Genomic DNA, 18,072 nt, shown 5'->3' with positions numbered 1-18,072 from the left:
AGTCACCCGCTCAGTGACCCAGACCGGTTTTGGCAATCTGCTGTTCCACGTACTGCGCAAACAGTGCGTGCAGATGCGTCGTCGGATGGATATCGTCGGCGAACATGTACGTCTGGTCCGCGTTGGAGGTCACGTAGGTTTTCGGCGAGCACAGCAGCGCCGTGGCATCGGGCGTTTTCGCAGGGTCGCAGGCGACCCCGGTGTTCGACACCGTGAAGCCATTGGCCTGAAAGTTCGCAATGGTCTGGTTGATCCACGTATAGGAATCGACCTGTATGACCTTCGCTTGCAGGCCAGCCGTCTGCAAGGCGGTGTTCAGGCGTCCGTTGAACAGTTGCGATAGCTGCGTCAGGTTTGCCCCGCCATCCGGTGAGGTAATCCCCTTGGGCGATAGCCCAATGTTCGGAACATTGACCACCACGACATGCGTCGCACCGTTCTGGACGATCTCCCCGATCACCTGAACGAGGGCGGTCGCCGCCGTATCCACGGTTGGCGCGGCGGCCGGAAGCGTCCCGGCACGAAGCACATCGTTCGCGCCGGCCCACACCAGCACCAGTTGACTGGAATTAAAGCTGCCATGAGCGGACAGATAACTCGTTACCTGTTGATTGACGGGCATTTCGATGTTGCCGATCACGTCAGTGAGAAAATCGGACTGGTTTGCCGGCGTCGCCACCGTGGCCCCGCCTTCGGCATAGCCGAAGCCGCTCTGCGCGCTGAGTTTATGCGTGAGGTCGATCGTGTACGCGGCGCTCAGGCTGCCGCCGTAGTACTGCGCGACGTTCTGAGTCCACACTTGCCCGGGATTGGTCGTGAAACGCCCGCCGCCAACCACGCTGGCGATGGGTGCATAGGTCCCGACGTCTGAAAGGCTGTCGCCGAAAGAGACCACTTGCAGATTGATGCCGCCGGCCGGTGCGGCTGGATTGCCACTACTCGAATTCGAGCCGCCTCCGTCCCCGCCGCAGCCCGCAAGCAGGGCGATCGTGACGGCAAAAATTGCAGCGCGTACCGTGTCATTTATTCCTCGCATCGCCACTCCTCCCTGACCGACCGGCAGCTGCCGCCACATTGCGGCGTTATCGCGCGTTGCTGTCCCGATGAGTACTCCCCATCAAGCAATAAACATGCGCTATTGCCGTTGTGGCTACCGGTGTGTCGCAAAAGAGGCAAACCTGGTCGAGTACTCCTTCTCCTCTTGCGTCCTGGAAGGCGCTACCCGGCGCCGCCGGCAGCATGAGTGATTGCGTCAAGCCCGGCAAAAGGATCGAGCCACGCCGTATGTGTCGAACCGCACCTCAAACCGACTGCGAGGAGATTCGCGTAACGCGGCCACCCACCCGAACGTTGCCATTCGCCAGCGAGGTTCGGATCACGCACGGGTTGCCCAAAGCTTCGCCCTGATACACCGTCAGGTCCTGCCCCAGCGAGACACTCAATGCGCCTGCCGCCACCCCGGTCGCGGTGTCTTCGAGCCGTTCGTCGAGATGATTGAAGTTGCGTCCTTCATATTGGCTCGCTGCCAGACGGGTGTACACGTAGCACCCGTTGACTCCGTTTGTGCGTCCCCACGCAGCGATCGCCTCGAGATCGGGCCGCAGCGCGCGCAGCACCGTGCTATCCGGCACTTCGACCAGAAGCTTCGCGCTGCCGATCGACGCCACGACCGGCGAACCCAACGGCACACCTGCGTCGCACCGCAATAACCCGGCAAGCTGCTGCACGGTGATGTCCGGATCAACCATGGGCACGGGTTCGACCGAGACATACACGTCCTCGTTTTGCAGCTCGAATACGAGCGCCTGTTGCTGCATGGCCGTGACGAGCAACAGCGACTCGTCATGCTGTCGATCACCCCAAACATAGCGAGCCGCGGCAATCGACGCGTGCAGACAAAGCGGACTGCGCATATGCGGATAGTAGAAATCCAGCGATGCAACGCCGGCGCCAGGTGCGTCCCGATCGACAAAGACGCAGGCGTGAACCTTCTGAGCTACCGTAAACGCGTGCCGCTCAGCAGGCGACCAGTTCGCCACTTCCGGACCACAGACGAGTAGCGCATCGCTTCCGTTGTGCGGCGTCGCGCCAAAGCATTGATATCGGACCAGGTCCATTCGCTTATCCAGAGAAATCGTGGCTTGCATGATATCGCGAGCCAGGCCGGGTTGCCGGCCCCGGGCATGGCGAGTTCTTGTTGACAGTTGACGATGCGGCACGTTAGTCTCAAGTGTTACCCTGAGCCCGCATACCATGACCGACGCGCCATCCATCGGTGCCATCCAGCTGCTGAAAAAGCACTCGTTGACCACACTCGTGCAGGACGAACTCGAACGCCTGATTCTGAGCGGCGAACTCGCTCCCGGCGACAAGCTGAACGAGGCGCAACTGGCCACTCGTCTTGGTGTGTCGCGCGGCCCGGTGCGTGAGGCATTTCGCGCGCTCGAACAAGCCGGACTCCTGCGTACGGAGAAGAATCACGGCGTATCGGTACGCGTCGTGTCGCTGGAAGAAGCCGAAGAGATCTATCAGGTCCGCGCCATGCTCGACGAGCATATCGGCCGCCTGCTCGCCGAGCGCATCGCCCCCGAGCAACTGGCGGCGCTGCGGCAGATCGTCGAGGCCATGAAGCTCACCCAGACCAGCCACGACGGGCAGACCTACGGTCACCTGAACCTGCAGTTTCACGACACGATGGCGGCTGCCGTCGGCAACCGCAAGCTGCTGGATACCTACCGGCGCCTCGTGCGCGAACTCAGCCTGTTCCGCCAGGCCGCATTGACACTCAACGTCGACGCGATCGATCAGTCCGCCAGCGAACACGAAGCCATTGTCGACGCGATCGCGTCCGGCAATGCGAACCTGACTGAAAGCCTGATTCGCAACCACCTGGATCACGGCCGTGACCGGATGCGCCAGGCCCATCAGGTGTGGCACGCCAGCGCCGATAAAAAGCCCGTCTCGGTGTAAAGAGGAAGCTTCCTGCTCAAGGGAAGCCAGAGATCAGACACGCCATACTGTCATGCAAATAGCGACGGGCACGCCTCGCGTGCCCATCGCTTCACATCAGCTAATTCCCCTGCACCTCGAGTGCCGTGTCAGGCGCCGTCCAGCAGGCTGTCCGCAGGGACATAGTCATGGCTCAGCGCCCTCGCCACCGCGGCATAAGTCACGTGTCCTTCGCAGACATTCAGACCGGCTTTCAGATGGGGATCATCTTTTAGCGCGCGTCGCCAGCCTTTGTTCGCAAGCGCAACCGCGTGCCGGATCGTCGCGTTATTCAACGCAAAAGTCGATGTTCTCGCGACAGCGCCAGGCATATTCGCCACGCAATAATGGACGACCCCATCGACCACAAACGTGGGCTCTGCATGCGTGGTGGCGTGCGATGTCTCGAAGCAGCCGCCCTGATCGATGGCCACATCCACCACGACCGTGCCCGCCCTCATCCCGCCGATCATGCTGCGCGTGACGAGTTTGGGCGCCGCAGCACCCGGTATCAGCACGCCGCCGATTACAAGGTCGGCGTCGAGTACCGATTCCTCGATGCTCTGGCCATTGGAGTACAGCGTCGTAATGCGATTGCCGTACACGAGGTCGAGTTGACGCAAGCGATCCACATTAGTGTCGAGGACGGTCACCTTGGCGCCCATTCCCACGGCGATCTGCATGGCATTGGTGCCGACCACACCGGCGCCGATGATCGCCACGTGCGCGGGCGCGACGCCCGGCACGCCGCCGAGCAGAAGGCCTAAGCCACCCTTGGACTTCTCCAGATGCGCCGCACCGGCCTGAATCGACATACGGCCGGCGACCTCGCTCATCGGGGCGAGCAAGGGCAACCCGCCGCCGGGACCGGTAATCGTCTCGTAGGCGATGCAGACGGCGCCCGACTTCACCAGTGCGGCCGTCTGCTCAGGATCCGGCGCGAGATGCAGATAGGTATAGAGAATCTGCCCCGGCCGCAGCATCGCGCACTCGGCAGGCTGCGGCTCCTTGACCTTGACGATCATGTCAGCCTGCGCAAAGACTTCCGCCGCACTGCCGCACAACGTCGCGCCGGCCGCCGTGTACGCCTCGTCGGCAAGACCGATCGCGACGCCCGCCGAATTCTGCACCAGTACCTGATGGCCCCGGCTCGTCAATTCGCGAACACTCGCCGGTGTCAAACCGACGCGATACTCGTGATTCTTGATTTCTTTCGGAACGCCGATCAACATCTGTCGCCTCCATTTCGTTTGTTTTATCGCGCCGCGGGCGCGTTACTGCCTGGTTTCCGCCTTTGACGCATAGCGCTGGCTCCACTGCGCCAGAATCTGTGAACGATGATTGGCTGCCCATGAAAAATCGTTCTTGACCAGCATACTCTGATAATTGGCGGGCACATTCGGCAACGCTTTCGCGGTTCCGGGCACTGCTGTAATCGCGTAGCTCTGCGCGTAAAGCTGGTTCGCCTCGCGGCTCGACGCGAAGTCGGCCAGTTTCTTCGCGGCATCCGGTTTGGTGGTGTTTTTCATGATCGCGAATGCTTCCAGATCCCAACCGAGTCCTTCGGAAGGAAATACGAGGTCGATCGGCGCGCCCTGAGCTTTCAGCGTCGCGGCGCGATACTCGAACGAAATGCCGATCGGGTACTCGCCGGAAGCGGCCATCGTGCACGGCGCCGAGCCCGAATGGTTGTATTGGGCGACGTTCCTGTCGAGCGCGTCCATGTATTGCCACCCGCCCTGTTCGCCGAACAGTTGCAGCCATGCCGTCACGTCGAAATAGCCGGTCCCCGAGGAAGCCGGGTCGGCCATGATGATCTTGCCTTTGTAGACCGGTTTGGTCAGATCTTTCCAGCTTTGCGGCTTCGGCAGGTGCTGTTCGGCCGCTGCCGCCGTGTTGAAGCAGATTGTCGCGCCCCATACGTCCATGCCGAACCAGCTCGGTGGCGATTTCGGGTCGCGATAGGTCGCGCTGATGGTCGACAGGTTTTTCGGCGCATATGGCAACAGCATGTTGTCGCTTTCAAACTTCGCGATGCTCGTGGCGGCGAGCCCCCAGATCGCATCCGCTTGAGGATGGTTCTTTTCGGCGAGGATCCTGGCGGTGATCACACCCGTCGAGTCGCGCACCCATTTGATCTCGATGTCCGGATTGGCCTTCTCGAATGCGTCCTTATACGGCTGGAGCTGCTCGTCCTCGAGTGCCGTGTAGACCAGCAAGGTGGTTTTCGCGACCGCCGCGGCGGTACTGGCGAACAACACGGCAACCGCAGCGGTGCCAAGCAGCGCAACGGTGCGTGCGCGGTGCAAACAGGTGCTATTGAGTCTGAACATGTCTCTCTCCGGTAGAAGTTTTACGCCTTGACCCTATCCACTTTTCACATACCTCACTGCTTCGCCTTACTAATCAAATATTCCGTGCGCGGATATCTCATCAATATCCACTGTGTTTCATGCCTTGTCCGCTTTACCCGCCGCTTGCGCAAGACGGCTCAGTGCGACGTCGAAGAACCAGGGTTTGGCGCCGGCGTCTTCCGCCCGTTCCTTGCGGCGGATGGCATTGCGTACGACAAGCGAGCCAACGTAGCGAATCGGCTCCGGCGGGAACGTGCCGCGCGGCCCGCGCACGAGCGGCGAGCGCGTCCATGCGTTGTCGAGGCCGAGCACGAGCGACGACAGGATCTCGCCACCCATGTAGCTCGGCCCGACGCCGTTGCCCGAATAGCCGAAACCGTAGAACACGTCGTGCCGCTCGTCGAGGCGGCCGAAGAACGGCAAGCCGGTGGCCGAACGATCAGATGGCCCGTTCCAGCTCGCGGCGATCGGCACCGACGCGAACTCGGGAAAGAATCCGCTCAGATCGCGCGCGAGCGCTGTCCGATACGGCGACGGTTCGTCGAACACCGGCAGCACGCGGCCGCCGTAAGCGAAGGTATTGCCGCCCTTGCCGAGCATCAGCCTGCCATCGGGTGTAGTGCGGTAGTAGTAGACGAAGGTCCGTGAATCGAGTACCGAAAGACCGTTGGTGAATCCGGCACGCTCAAGCAATGCCGGCGCACGTTCGGTGATGACCATGTCGCTCGAAACAAGCGCAATGCTGCGTTCGAACTGCGGGAAGGTTTGCGCCATCCATGCGTTGATCGCCAGCACCACACGTTTCGCGCGTACCGCGCCGTAGGTCGTGTTGACGACAGGACCGGGTTCATACGACAGTGATTCGAAGGCGGTTTTCTCGTACAGACGCACGCCCATTTCGAGCGCCACGCGCCGCAGCCCGCGCACGAGCAGCGCAGGTTGCACCGTCGCGGCGGCCGGCGAGAAATCGCCGGCGAGGTGCCGCTCGGACCCGGCGCGCCGACGCACCTCGTCTACGCCGAGGCGGGTGAACGAACCCATGCCACGCGCGTCGAGCGCCTGCATCACCGCTTCCGAACTGCCGATCTGCGCGGCGCTCGTTGCCGTGTACAGGGTGCCGTCGACGCGCATCTGCGCATCGATCCGGTGCTCGCGGCAGAAAGCCGCGATCTGCTCGACTGCCTGACGCGAAGCGCGCACCAGTCGCAACGCTTCGGTCTCGCCGAATAAGCGCAGCAAGGTGAGAAAGCGCGTTTCCCACGTCAGCACGCAGCCACCGTTGCGACCGCTCGCGCCCGCGCCGCAGATGTCGGCTTCAATCAGCGCCACGTCCAGATGCGGATTGGCGCGCTTGAGTTGCAGCGCCGTCCATAAGCCGGTAAAGCCGCCGCCGACAATACATACGTCCGCGCTGACTACCCCCTGCAATGCGGGCGCGTCCGCGGCTTCGCCACGCAACGCCTGTTCGAGCCAGAAAGGTCTCATCGTTTTACCTTGAACTGTGAATATGAATCAACGGCCCGTTGCCGTACGGCGCCAGCGTTGCGTGCGCGCGATCAGCAGGCGGTTTGCCAATGCGTACAGCACGCATACGAGCGTCGACGTAATGACGATCAGGGTTGCCATTGCCGCGGCCGGTCCGATCTGCCCGGCCTCGTCGAGATTCAGGATCGCCACCGACGCTGGTTGCGTGCCAGGCGAATACAGAAAGGCGACCGCTGAAATGGTCGTCATGCCATTGATGAAAAAGTAGCGGCTGATCTCGAGAATGGACGGCAGACACACCGGCACCGTCACGCGAATGAAGGTCACGTAAAACGGCACTTTCAACGACGCGGATACCGCCTCGAACTCGCTGTCGATCTGTTTGAGCGCGGTGATAGCGGTCAGATGGCTCGACGAGTAGTAGTGAATGATCGTGACGATGGCGAGAAGCGGCAGCGAGCCGTAGAGGAAATTCAGCGGATTGGCCGGATGATTGAAGAAGAAGATGTAGCCGATGCCGAGTACGAGACCCGGCACGCCCATCGGCAACACCGCGCACAGGTTGATGACCGGCCGCAGCCAGTCCATGCCGCGCGTCTTCTCGATCAGATAGGCGCCGCCGAACACCAGCGCGGTGCCGCCGGTGGCAACCAGCGCCGCCATTTGCAGACTGTTTTTGTATGCGCCGATGATGCCCGCGCCGACCAGACCCATGCGGTAATGATTCAGCCCGAGCGACAGGTTGTACGGCCAGAAGCGCACGAACGAGCCATAGACCGCGATACCGACGATCGCCATCATCAACAGGCAAATCACGCTGCAGTAGGCCAGCATCGCCATGTCGAAGCCGCGTGAGCGCTTTGGCTCGTACGGCACCGAACGCGCGCCGAGCAGCGAACGCTGTTTGCGTCTGACGAAGAAATCGGTGGCGAAACTCAGAAGCGCCGGCACCAGCAACAGGATGCTCACCACCGCACTCGTGTTGAAATCCTGCAGCCCGATGATGAGCTTGTACACGTCAGTGGACAGCACGTTATACGAGCCGCCAATCACGATCGGCACGCCGAAGTCGTTCACGCAGATGGTGAACACCACCATCGTCGCGCTGATCAACCCATACTTCGCGCCGGGCAGCGTGATCGTGAAGAACTTGCGCAAACGGCTCGTGCCCATGGCGTCGGCGGCTTCATACAGGCGCGCGTCCGTCAGCGACAATGCGGTGATCAGAATCATCAATACGTGCGGCAGCGACGCATACACGAGACTCGCGATGATGCCCGGTGCGCCGTAAATGCTGTGACCGACCATCCAGCGCCGCAGCATGCCCGCGTTGCCGAACCAGTAGATGAACGACACCGCCGAGAGCAACGTGGGGGCGAGCAGCGGGATCAGGGCGATATTGCGCACGAGCCCCTTGAACGGCATGCAACTACGCGTCAACGCATACGCGAACGTGAAGGCGAGCGGAATCGTAATCGCCGTCACCGAGACGGCAACGAAGAGCGAATGCCCTACCGAGTTCCACAGCGCCGGGGTCTGGAAATACGCGCTGAAATTGGCGAGGCCGACGAACCGCCCGTCGCGATCCTCGACGCACTTCATCACCACCATCGTGAGCGGGGCAAGCAGGCTCAACACCAGAAAAGCGGCTATCAGCAGCATGCCGGCATGACCGATGCGGTCCTGCCAGTGCATGCGATGACGCAATTCGGGCAGCACGACGGTTTTCTTCGCTTCGACGAGGGTCGCGCTCATTGCACCCTCCGCTGGTCTTCGCTGAAGATCCGCACGCGCTCGCTCAACACGGCGAGATTGAGCGACGAGCCTTCCTGCAAGCCGAATTCGGTCATGTCGTGGTACGACAGGTCGGCGAGTAATTCGGTGCCGGTCATGCCGTCCACCTGAATGCTGACCCGGCAGAACGCGCCGAGAAATTCCAGCTTCTCAATGCGGCCGCGCAGCGTGTTGCCGGTTTTCGCGTCGACGCCGCGCACGACGAAATCTTCCGGGCGCAGGAACAGTGATACCCGCGAACCGCATTTGAGCGAATCGCGCACCCGCACGCAGTTCAGGCCAACATCACCCACCTGGATCGCACCGTCCTCACGCACGGTGGCCGGCAGCATATTGGCCTTGCCGACGAAATCGGCGACGAACGGCGTCGCGGGTTCGCGATAAATCTCACTGGGCGTGCCGATCTGTTCGATCACGCCGTGATTCATCACGACGATGCGATCCGCCATCGAGAGCGCTTCTTCCTGATCGTGCGTGACCATGATCGTCGTCACGCCCAGGCGCTGCTGCAACTGGCGGATTTCCTGACGCAGACGGACGCGCACTCGTGCGTCCAGCGCCGACAACGGTTCGTCGAGCAACAACAGACCCGGCGAGGTAGCCAGCGCCCGCGCCAGAGCAATGCGCTGCTGCTGGCCGCCCGACAGTTGCCCGGGATGTTTCGGTCCGCTATCCGGCAACCCGACGAGCGCGAGCAGTTCGGCCACGCGCTCGCGGATCATAGCCTTGCGCGCCTTCCGGTTAGTCAGCCCATACGCGACGTTCTCGGCGACCGTGAGATTCGGAAACAGCGCATACGACTGAAACACGATGCCGTAGTCGCGCAGCATGGGCGGCAGCATGGAAATGTCCTTGCCGGCCTGCGCGATGGTGCCCGCGCTTTGCGTCTCCAGCCCCGCGATGATCCGCAGCAGCGTGGTCTTGCCGCAACCAGAAGGGCCCAGAAAACAGACCATCTCACCCTTGAAGATCGTCAGATCGACGTTTTTCAGAACTGGGGTCGAACCGAACTGCTTGTGTATCCCTTCGATGCGCAGGTACTCCGACATCGTCGTCCTCCTGGAAGTGGGTATTTCGCTCCGTGCCCGGCGTCTCGTAAATTGTTTTTTGGTTTTTGCCTGTTGTTGACAATCTACGATTGACAAAGTTTAATGTCAAGCATGGAAAGAAACTTCCATGACCGCGGAAATCGCGAACGTTGAGAGAGCCGCCGCACCCCGACCAATCAAAGGGAAACCCTATGAACGCGAATACCCCAACCATCAATGTGAATGGACGTCACTACCGCTGGATGGACCGGCCGCTGGTGGTCGTCTGCGTGGACGGCTGCGAGTACGACTATCTGACCGAAGCCGCGCGGGCCGGCGTGGCGCCGTTCCTCGCGCAGATCCTCGCGCAGGGCGCGGCGCTGCAGGCGGATTGCGTGGTGCCGAGCTTCACCAACCCGAACAATCTGTCGATCGTGACGGGCGTTCCGCCTGCCGTGCACGGGATCAGCGGTAACTACTTCTTCGATCGCGACAGCGGTGCCGAAGTCCTGATGAATGATCCGAAGTACCTGCGCGCGCCGACCGTGCTGGCCGCGTTTGCCGACGCGGGCGCGAAGGTCGCCGTCGTCACCGCCAAGGACAAGCTGCGCCGCCTGCTCGGCAACAAGCTCGAGGGGATCTGTTTTTCGTCGGAGAAGGCCGACCAGGTCACCGAGGCGGAGAACGGAATCAGCGGCGTGCTCGAACTCGTCGGCAAGCCGGTCCCCGATGTGTACAGCGCGGAGCTGTCCGAGTTCGTATTCGCGGCCGGTGTGCGTCTGCTGGAAACGCGGCCGATCGATCTGATGTATCTGTCCACCACCGATTACGTTCAGCACAAGTGCGCACCGGGCAGCGTCGGCGCCAACGCGTTTTACGAAATGATGGATCCGTATCTGAAGCGCATGGCTGACCTGGGCGCAACGATTGCAATCACCGCCGATCACGGCATGAACGACAAGCACGACACGGCCGGCAAGCCGAATGTGATCTATCTGCAGGACGAACTCGACGCATGGCTGGGCGCCGGCGTCGCGCGCGTGATCCTGCCGATCACTGATCCGTACGTGGTTCACCACGGCGCCCTGGGTTCGTTCGCGACGATCTACCTGCCCGCCTCGGTCGATCCGGCGCGCGTGATGACGAAACTGAAGGCACGCGACGGCATCGAGCTGGCCTTGAGCGGCGCCGAGGGGTGCGAACGTTTCGAACTGCCGCGGGATCGGCTCGGCGACGTCATCGTCGTGTCCGGGCGGCATGTTGTGATGGGCACCAGCGAGTCGCGCCACGACCTGTCCGGGCTCGATGCACCGCTGCGCTCGCACGGCGGACTATCCGAGCAACGTGTGCCGCTGCTGTTCAGCCGTCCTGTCGATAGCGGCGTCGCCGCCCGGCCGCGCCTGCGCAATTTCGACATTCTCGATGTCGCGCTCAACCACCTTCAATAACCTGCCCTTGCCTCAGGAGACACCATGAACGCAATCGTCGAGTCGCGGCCTTCGCTGCCGGTCCGTCATGAAAAATTGCGCATCGGAGGAGAACAGATCCGGCGCGAGCAGGTTATCGAGGTATTCAATCCGTACAACGGCGAACTGGTCGGCACCGTGCCGAAGGCCACGCTCGCCGACGTGAAGCGCGCGTTCGCATATGCCCACGCCTATCGGGCACGGCTCACGCGTTACGAGCGCTCGCAGATTCTGCGGCGCGCCGCCGAGCTGGTTCGCGAGCGCATCGACGAGATTTCCGATCTGATTACTGCCGAAGCCGGGTTGTGCAAGAAGGATTCACTGTACGAAGCCGGCCGCGTCAGCGACGTGCTGATCTTCGGCGCGAATGAAGCGCTGAAAGACGATGGCCAGGTGTTTTCCTGCGATCTCACCCCACACGGCAAGAAGCGCCGCGTGTACACGCAGCGCGATCCGCTGCTGGGCGTGATTTCCGCGATTACGCCGTTCAATCATCCGATGAACCAGGTCGCGCACAAGATCGTGCCGTCGATCGCCACCAATAACCGGATCGTCGTCAAACCGTCGGAGAAGGTGCCGCTCTCCACGTATCTGCTGGCGGACATTCTCTACGCCGCTGGCCTGCCGCAGCCGATGCTTCAGGTCATCACCGGCGACCCGAAGGAAATCGCCGACGAACTGATCACCAATGAGCACGTGGATCTGATTACGTTTACGGGTGGTGTGCCGATCGGCAAATACATTGCCGGCAAGATGGGGTATCGACGCGCCGTGCTCGAACTCGGTGGCAACGATCCGATCATCGTGATGGAGGACGCCGATCTGGAGGAAGCGAGCACACTCGCCGTTTCCGGTTCATATAAAAACTCGGGACAGCGCTGCACGGCGATCAAGCGAATACTTGTGCACGAGGCGGTGGCCGACCGCTTTGTCGAATTGCTGGTGGAGAAGACCCGTGCAATACGTTATGGCGATCCGGCGGATCCGGACATGGACATGGGCACCGTCATCGACGAGCCCGCGGCGAAGTTTTTCGAAGCACAGGTCAACGACGCAATTGCGCGGGGGGCTGTTCTGCGTTGCGGGAATATCCGCGATGGTGCGTTGTATTCGCCGACTGTCGTCGATCACGTCACGCCGGACATGCCGCTCGTCAAATACGAAACGTTCGGGCCGGTGTCGCCGGTGATCCGCTTTCGCGATATCGATGATGCGATTCGTATTTCGAATTCGACCGATTATGGATTGTCGTCTTCGGTGTGTACGAATCGGGTTGATTACATCACACGGTTTATTGCCGAGTTGGAGGTCGGCAGTGTGAATGTGCGGGAGGTGCCTGGATATCGATTGGAATTGACGCCGTTCGGCGGGATTAAGGATTCCGGACTTGGGTATAAGGAAGGGGTCCAGGAAGCGATGAAGAGCTTCACGCATGTGAAGACGTATTCGTTACCATGGGGGTAGGGGTTTTTGTGTGCCTTTGGCGGCCGGCATTTCCTGCTTCTGGCTTCTTTGGCCTTTCCTTGTTTTCTTATTGGTCTATTAGCGTCGCCCCTGTGCGGGGCGGGCACCTACTTTTCTTTGCCGCCGCAAAGAAAAGTAGGCAAAAGAAAGCGGCTCACACCGCCAACATTTAAGTGGGTCCCCTGGCCTGGAGGGGATTGTGGTGCGATTAACGGATCACACCTCAGTCCATAAGCGTCAGTGACACAGCCGTCATCCGCTCCCACTCCGCACTGCGTGCGTCGCGGTTGGGTCTGCCAGGGAAACCGTCGGCTTCGTTTGCGCGTAGCGGGGGCCATCGGCTTCGCCTCGGCGAGGCGCTGAAGCGAACCGATGGTTTTGATGTGCCGGAATCAGGACGGAGCCCGCAACTCCCGCCAAGCCATGCACCCGCGAGCCACCGCGCCGGGCAAATCGCATGCGTAAAACCCGGCGGGTGGTTTAATGAAGTACCGCCTCGGCGCGCGCAGCGCCGCCGGAAGCATGACGGCCTGGTCACTCAGGCCAGAAGGTGCGCAGGCCCAATCTCTACGGAGCCACGACACCCTCCAAGCCAGGGGATCCACTTAAAAGTTTGCGGTGTGAGCCGCTTTCTTTTGCCTACTTTTCTTTGCGGCTGCAAAGAAAAGTAGGTTGTAGTGGTCAAGTAAACCTGGACACCCGGAAAGGGGATTTTTAAAAAAGTGAAGCTTCGCGTTGTACTGGCGTTTGTCCGTCTGCAGCCGAATGGGGGCGACGGTAGTTATAAAAGTCGTCGATGTAGTCCCCGATGTCGCGTTCGGCATGTGCGTGATCGGGATACCCTTTTTCATCGATCCATTCACTTTTCAGGCTTCTAAAGAAGCGCTCTACCACCGCGTTGTCCCAGCAGTTTCCCTTTCTGCTCATGCTCTGGACCATGCCGTTTGCCTTGAGTTCGCTCACAAAGTGCGCGCTGGTGTACTGGCAACCCTGGTCCGAATGGAACATCACTCCGGGCGGTGGACGCCGTCGCTCCCGGGCCCGCTGTAAAGCCCTGATCACCAGCGCCGTATCGGGTTGCAGGGAGAACGCCCAGCCGACGATACGGCGCGAATACAGGTCCATCACGATGGCCAGATAAGACCAGCCCTGAAGCGTTCTCACATACGTTATGTCGCCTGCCCATACCTGATTGATCGACTGCGGCTCGAAATTACGCTCCAGCAGATTCGGCGCCACCTGCGCCTCGCCACTGCTCTTCTGATAGCGGTGCGTGCGCTTTCGGGTGACCACCAGTTGTGCCTGCTGCATCAGCCTGCGGGCACGATAACGGCCTACCGCGTGACCACGTTTTCGCAACGCTGCCGACATCCTGCGGCTGCCATAGCTGCAGCGGGTTTCGCGATGAATTTCACGCGCGGCCGTCATCTGCTCGCAGGGCGTGGAACCCGCCGGCGGGCGGGCGGCGAACGCGTAATAGCTGCTGCGCGCGAGGCCCATCACACGGCACGTCACACTGACCGGCCAGTCCTTCTTCAGTGACTGGATCACTTCGCGAAGCGATCCATTTCCTTGACGAAGAAGGCGGTGGACTTTTTTAGGATGTCGCGCTCCCTCTCGAGATCGGCAACCCTGGCCTCAAGTTCGCGGATCCGCCGGGCGTCTGCCTCGAGCTCCAGCACCGTTCGCGGCGGTTTGGCCTGCTGCTCGCGCCACAAGGCCACCCAGCGACGCAACGCAGTGTCGCCAACACCCATCGCCTCAGCGGCCTGCGCGTACGAATAGCCCCGGCTGACCACTAGCTGGACCGCTTCGGCCTTCAATTCTTCGGGAAAGTTCCGTCTGCTCATTTCTCACCTCAGTTGGAGAATTATCCCCTTTAGAGGTGTCCAGGATCATTGAACCACTACAGGTGCCCCCCGCACAGGGGGAACACTAATAAACCAATAAGAACACAAGGAAAGGCCAACACCATAGGCACAAGGAAAAATGCCGCCGCCAAAGGCAAAAAGCCCTCACTTCACGTTAGTGACCAACTGTAACGGCGTTTCAATAACCCGCGATAGCGCCCTCTCCTTCTTCCCTTCAGTCACCGCCTTCAAAGCGACATCCACGCCAAACACCGCCTGCCGTTCGGCAAACTGATTCATCGTCGCCAGCACACGTCCATCCGCGATCAGCGGCTTAATCGCGTCAATATCGTTGTACCCGGTGACATACACGCCCCCCGTTCTCCCCGCGTCGCGAATCGCATCAACGGCTCCCATTGCCATGTTGTCGTTGCCACACAGCAACGCCCGAATCTGCGGAAAATCCACCAGCATTCTCGACGCAACATCTCTTCCTTTGCCATATTCCCAGTCACCCGGGCGGGTCGCAACTACGCTCATCCCCGCCGCGATCATCGCGTCCTTGCACCCCTCCGTGCGTTGCTGCGCATTACGATCCGCGGGCAGCCCTTCAATAATCCCCACCTGAGCACCCGCCGTGAGCTTCCCCGCCAGATAATTCCCCACCTGCGCCGCCCCCTTGCGGTTGTTCGGACCGACAAACGGCACAGCGATCCCCGCCGCATCCTGGGACGCATCATCGAGTGGATTGTCGATGGAGATCACGATGATTCCCGCCTTGATCGCGCGCGCCACGATAGACGTCAGCGCCTTCGAATCCGTCGGCGCAATCACGATCGCGTTCATCCTGGCCTTGATCAGCTCCTCCACGATGCGAATCTGCGCAACCGTATCGGACTCGGTCGCCGTGCCTCGCACCGTCAGACCAAACTGCGACGCATAGTGCTTCTGGTAATTCTGCGCAGCACTCGCCATGGCGACCGTAAACGGGTCGGTAAGCGACTTCAGCACGAGAGCAATCTTCAGCTTGCCACCCTGCATCGCCTCGATATCTGCCGCTCCCGTCAGACCAGCCGCGGCAAGCGTGCCCGCAATCAGCACGCGGCGGCGCATCCTCTGCGTCATCGACCTTCCCTCCCCAGGGCCCAGCAGACACATCGCCGCCCCGCACTCACGTTTACCTTCAGGCGCATCCATCCATGCGTGACGTCAACACGGCCCGATCGTCGGTATCTGTCAACGTCAGTAAGCTCGAAACGATTTCATCGAAGAGCGGCCTCGTGCCGACGTCCTCACTCAAACATCTCACCTTCAACGCCACCAGCTTTGCCGCGGCGCCCGGCTCGGCGTCGAGTCCGTCGCATCGTTCGATCAACTCCTCGAGCAGACACCCATATGCGCGGACTTCCAGCCGCTGAAGGGCCACCCCGAGTCCCCTGTCATCAGCCGCATAGAACGACGCCGCGCCGAAATCGCCGAGCAACGCGCGTCCCTGGCCGCAATGCAGAATATTGTGGGCATACAGATCTCCATGCATGACGCCTCGACGATGCAAATGACACGCCGCCGAAGCAATACCGTGCGCAATGCGGCATGCCGAAGCCCACTCGAAGCGCGTGCCGGCGTCATAGATATCACGCGTGCATGACGCGAGGCTCGGTGGCCCAGCCAGGTTTCTGAATTCCGGATCGATCAGTGCCATTACCAGACCGTGCACATCCTCCGGATGGTCCTTCACCTTGCCGATCACCGGAATCAGATTCGGATGATCGCCAGCGCTGATACACGCAGCCATCTCGCAGTCCGGCAAACCATCGCTGGTCACGGCCCCCTTGAACAATTTGACGGCCACGGGCTGCGTTGCATCGCTCCCCGCTTCGAGCAGCGTTGCACGATGAATCACACCCGACGCACCCTCGCCCAATTGCGCCTCGAGTTTCAATGCGTCCCATCGAATCCCGCCAATCGGCGTGTCAGTAAGCGCCGCCGTCTCCAATGCCTCGCTCAACGGATTGCCGGCGTATGCCAGCCAGGACAGCCGCGGCAGACGCCACAACCACGCAGGCAGCGCCGTGAGTTGATTGGCGGCCAGCCGTAGCAGTTCGAGCCGCGAGCAGGCGGCCAGTTCTTCAGGCAGTGTTTTCAACCGGTTGCCGGCGAGCATCAGCTTCTGCAATTGCGTGCAAGCGCCGATTTCCGCGGGGAGTGCCTCGAGCTCATTGTCCGTCAGAATCAGCCAACGCAATTGCGGTGGAAGCGCTCGGCCTGAAACCTTGCGAATACGGTTTGCCTTGAAGCCGACCATGCTCAATTGCAAACATTGTCCGAGCACTTCCGGCAACTCGGTAAACGGGTTGTCGGAGGCGAAGATGATGCGCAGCTTGCTCAGGCGCGGCAAATCGTCAGGCAGCGTGGACAGTGCATTGCCCGACAGGTCCAGAATTTCCAGCGTGTCGGCCAGATCGAATATCTCGCGCGGAAATTCAGTCAGTCCGCATGCCAGTTTGAGCCGGCGAGTACCCGCCAGTTGCCCGGCCCGCAGTTGATCAAGTGTGGTTGTCACAGTCGTAAAGAAGATTCCGGTTACCGGTGGCCGTCGGGCCGAGGGTATCAATTCTACTGAGATCGCGAATCGGCCGCGCCCGCCTTTCTCGCAACGCCCGGTCAGCCTCCCGGAACCAGCAGACCAGGTTACCGGACTCCGGGACTCGATGGCTTATCAAAGGTGCGCGAAAGGTCTAGCATGAGCCCTTTGCGCTGAATGCATCCGCTAATTGCATCCAGTCGGGAACGCGCCGTGGCGCGCCCCATGAAATTGAACAGCAAGATCCGGAGTGCGCTCAAAGAGGGCGAGGTTCAACCTGTCAGATATCGGCGCGATTCCGCCTTGGGCCCGTCAACCCGGCCCGGTGAGACGCCATCTCTGCCTGACACCTCCAATTAGCCAGGAGCAAGCGAAATGACATACGCATACAAGTTGATGGACTCTCCCGTCGGCGAACTGAAGCTGGTTGCCAACGGCAATTGCCTCGCCGCCATCTTGTGGGAAAACGACAAGCCGAACCGGGTGCGTCTGCCGAACATGGTCGAAGCGAATGACCGGCCGATTCTGATCGAAACCGAGTGTCAATTGCATGAGTATTTTGCAGGCGCGAGAAACCAGTTCGACCTGGCACTCGACTTCCACGGCACAGACTTTCAGAAGAAGGTATGGGCGGCCCTATTGACGATCCCGTTCGGCGAAACCCGCAGCTATTCGGACATTGCCGCACAAATCGGCAATATCAATGCAGTGCGGGCGGTCGGTGCGGCGAACGGCAGAAATCCGATTTCCATCGTGGCGCCCTGCCATCGCGTCATCGGGGCATCCGGCGATCTGACGGGTTTTGCCGGGGGCCTCGCGAACAAAATGTTTCTGCTGTCGCTCGAAGCGGGACAAACTTCGCTGGAAGCCGCCGCCGCTGAGCAGACGCACGGTATCGAGACGCCCACCAAACCCGCACGCCCGTTGCCGCGTAGCGGCACCCAGTCTTCGCTATTCGGCAACTGAGCGGGCTGCATGCAAGCATCGCAAGCGTCGCAATCGTCGGCATGAGCGCCGGCGATTCGGCGCGGTCTTTCAGCGGTGTCGCACAACAACGCC

14 protein-coding genes are annotated in these 18,072 nt (G+C 61.0%); 4 read left to right on the top strand and 10 right to left on the bottom strand.

Going from position 1 to position 18,072, the window contains the following annotated elements; translation table 11 throughout:
* Positions 1–10: 10 nt before the first annotated feature.
* Both PQR27_RS35535 and PQR27_RS35530 read right to left on the bottom strand, forming a co-directional pair.
* On the bottom strand, positions 11–1,036 hold the full coding sequence (locus PQR27_RS35535) for an SGNH/GDSL hydrolase family protein (protein WP_408528201.1): 1,026 nt from the start codon (positions 1,034–1,036) through the stop codon (positions 11–13).
* 265 nt (positions 1,037–1,301) lie between these two features.
* Positions 1,302–2,117, bottom strand: coding sequence for a PhzF family protein (locus PQR27_RS35530; RefSeq protein WP_408528200.1), 816 nt, complete (start codon positions 2,115–2,117; stop codon positions 1,302–1,304).
* 136 nt (positions 2,118–2,253) lie between these two features.
* On the opposite strand from PQR27_RS35530, the gene PQR27_RS35525 reads away from it, so the two are divergent.
* On the top strand, positions 2,254–2,970 hold the full coding sequence (locus PQR27_RS35525; RefSeq protein ID WP_408528199.1) for a phosphonate utilization associated transcriptional regulator: 717 nt from the start codon (positions 2,254–2,256) through the stop codon (positions 2,968–2,970).
* Between the two features lie 128 nt (positions 2,971–3,098).
* Here PQR27_RS35525 and ald read toward each other — a convergent pair whose 3' ends face one another.
* From ald to PQR27_RS35500, 5 genes are all read right to left on the bottom strand, one after another.
* A complete protein-coding gene (gene ald / locus PQR27_RS35520; protein ID WP_408528198.1) occupies positions 3,099–4,220 on the bottom strand; it encodes an alanine dehydrogenase in 1,122 nt (373 codons plus the stop codon).
* Between the two features lie 42 nt (positions 4,221–4,262).
* Positions 4,263–5,321 (bottom strand): putative 2-aminoethylphosphonate ABC transporter substrate-binding protein, encoded by a 1,059-nt coding sequence (locus PQR27_RS35515; protein WP_408528197.1) that lies wholly within the window; start codon positions 5,319–5,321, stop codon positions 4,263–4,265.
* Between the two features lie 117 nt (positions 5,322–5,438).
* On the bottom strand, positions 5,439–6,827 hold the full coding sequence (locus tag PQR27_RS35510) for an FAD-dependent oxidoreductase (protein ID WP_408528196.1): 1,389 nt from the start codon (positions 6,825–6,827) through the stop codon (positions 5,439–5,441).
* A 27-nt stretch (positions 6,828–6,854) separates the two neighbouring features.
* Positions 6,855–8,582 (bottom strand): putative 2-aminoethylphosphonate ABC transporter permease subunit, encoded by a 1,728-nt coding sequence (locus tag PQR27_RS35505; RefSeq protein ID WP_408528195.1) that lies wholly within the window; start codon positions 8,580–8,582, stop codon positions 6,855–6,857.
* Entirely contained in the window at positions 8,579–9,670 is a 1,092-nt protein-coding gene (locus PQR27_RS35500; protein WP_408528194.1) for a putative 2-aminoethylphosphonate ABC transporter ATP-binding protein, read from the bottom strand. Before PQR27_RS35500 ends, PQR27_RS35505 begins: the two co-directional genes overlap by 4 nt.
* A gap of 191 nt (positions 9,671–9,861) precedes the next feature.
* On the opposite strand from PQR27_RS35500, the gene phnA reads away from it, so the two are divergent.
* On the top strand, positions 9,862–11,097 hold the full coding sequence (gene phnA / locus PQR27_RS35495; RefSeq protein ID WP_408528193.1) for a phosphonoacetate hydrolase: 1,236 nt from the start codon (positions 9,862–9,864) through the stop codon (positions 11,095–11,097).
* Positions 11,098–11,121: 24 nt separating this feature from the next.
* Positions 11,122–12,579, top strand: coding sequence for a phosphonoacetaldehyde dehydrogenase (gene phnY, locus PQR27_RS35490; RefSeq protein ID WP_408528192.1), 1,458 nt, complete (start codon positions 11,122–11,124; stop codon positions 12,577–12,579).
* 714 nt (positions 12,580–13,293) lie between these two features.
* Here phnY and PQR27_RS35485 read toward each other — a convergent pair.
* The 3 genes from PQR27_RS35485 to PQR27_RS35475 all read right to left on the bottom strand — a co-directional run bounded on the left by PQR27_RS35485 (position 13,294) and on the right by PQR27_RS35475 (position 16,992).
* Positions 13,294–14,429 (bottom strand): IS3 family transposase gene (locus PQR27_RS35485; protein WP_408525957.1). Its coding sequence is split into 2 segments (ribosomal slippage): positions 13,294–14,171 and positions 14,171–14,429, totalling 1,137 coding nucleotides; the frame shifts between segments, so codons are not numbered across the junction.
* A 165-nt stretch (positions 14,430–14,594) separates the two neighbouring features.
* Complete coding sequence (locus PQR27_RS35480) at positions 14,595–15,554, bottom strand: substrate-binding domain-containing protein (RefSeq protein ID WP_408528191.1); 960 nt, start codon at positions 15,552–15,554, stop codon at positions 14,595–14,597.
* Positions 15,555–15,612: 58 nt separating this feature from the next.
* Entirely contained in the window at positions 15,613–16,992 is a 1,380-nt protein-coding gene (locus PQR27_RS35475; protein WP_408528190.1) for a leucine-rich repeat-containing protein kinase family protein, read from the bottom strand.
* 396 nt (positions 16,993–17,388) lie between these two features.
* Between PQR27_RS35475 and PQR27_RS35470 the strand changes: the two genes are divergently transcribed.
* A complete protein-coding gene (locus tag PQR27_RS35470; protein ID WP_408528189.1) occupies positions 17,389–17,979 on the top strand; it encodes a methylated-DNA--[protein]-cysteine S-methyltransferase in 591 nt (196 codons plus the stop codon).
* The last annotated feature ends 93 nt before the right edge of the window (positions 17,980–18,072 follow it).

The sequence above is a fragment of the Paraburkholderia fungorum genome, from assembly GCF_046027215.1.
Taxonomy (GTDB): Bacteria; Pseudomonadota; Gammaproteobacteria; order Burkholderiales; family Burkholderiaceae; genus Paraburkholderia; species Paraburkholderia fungorum_D.
This window is presented reverse-complemented; position numbering and strand designations above follow the sequence as displayed.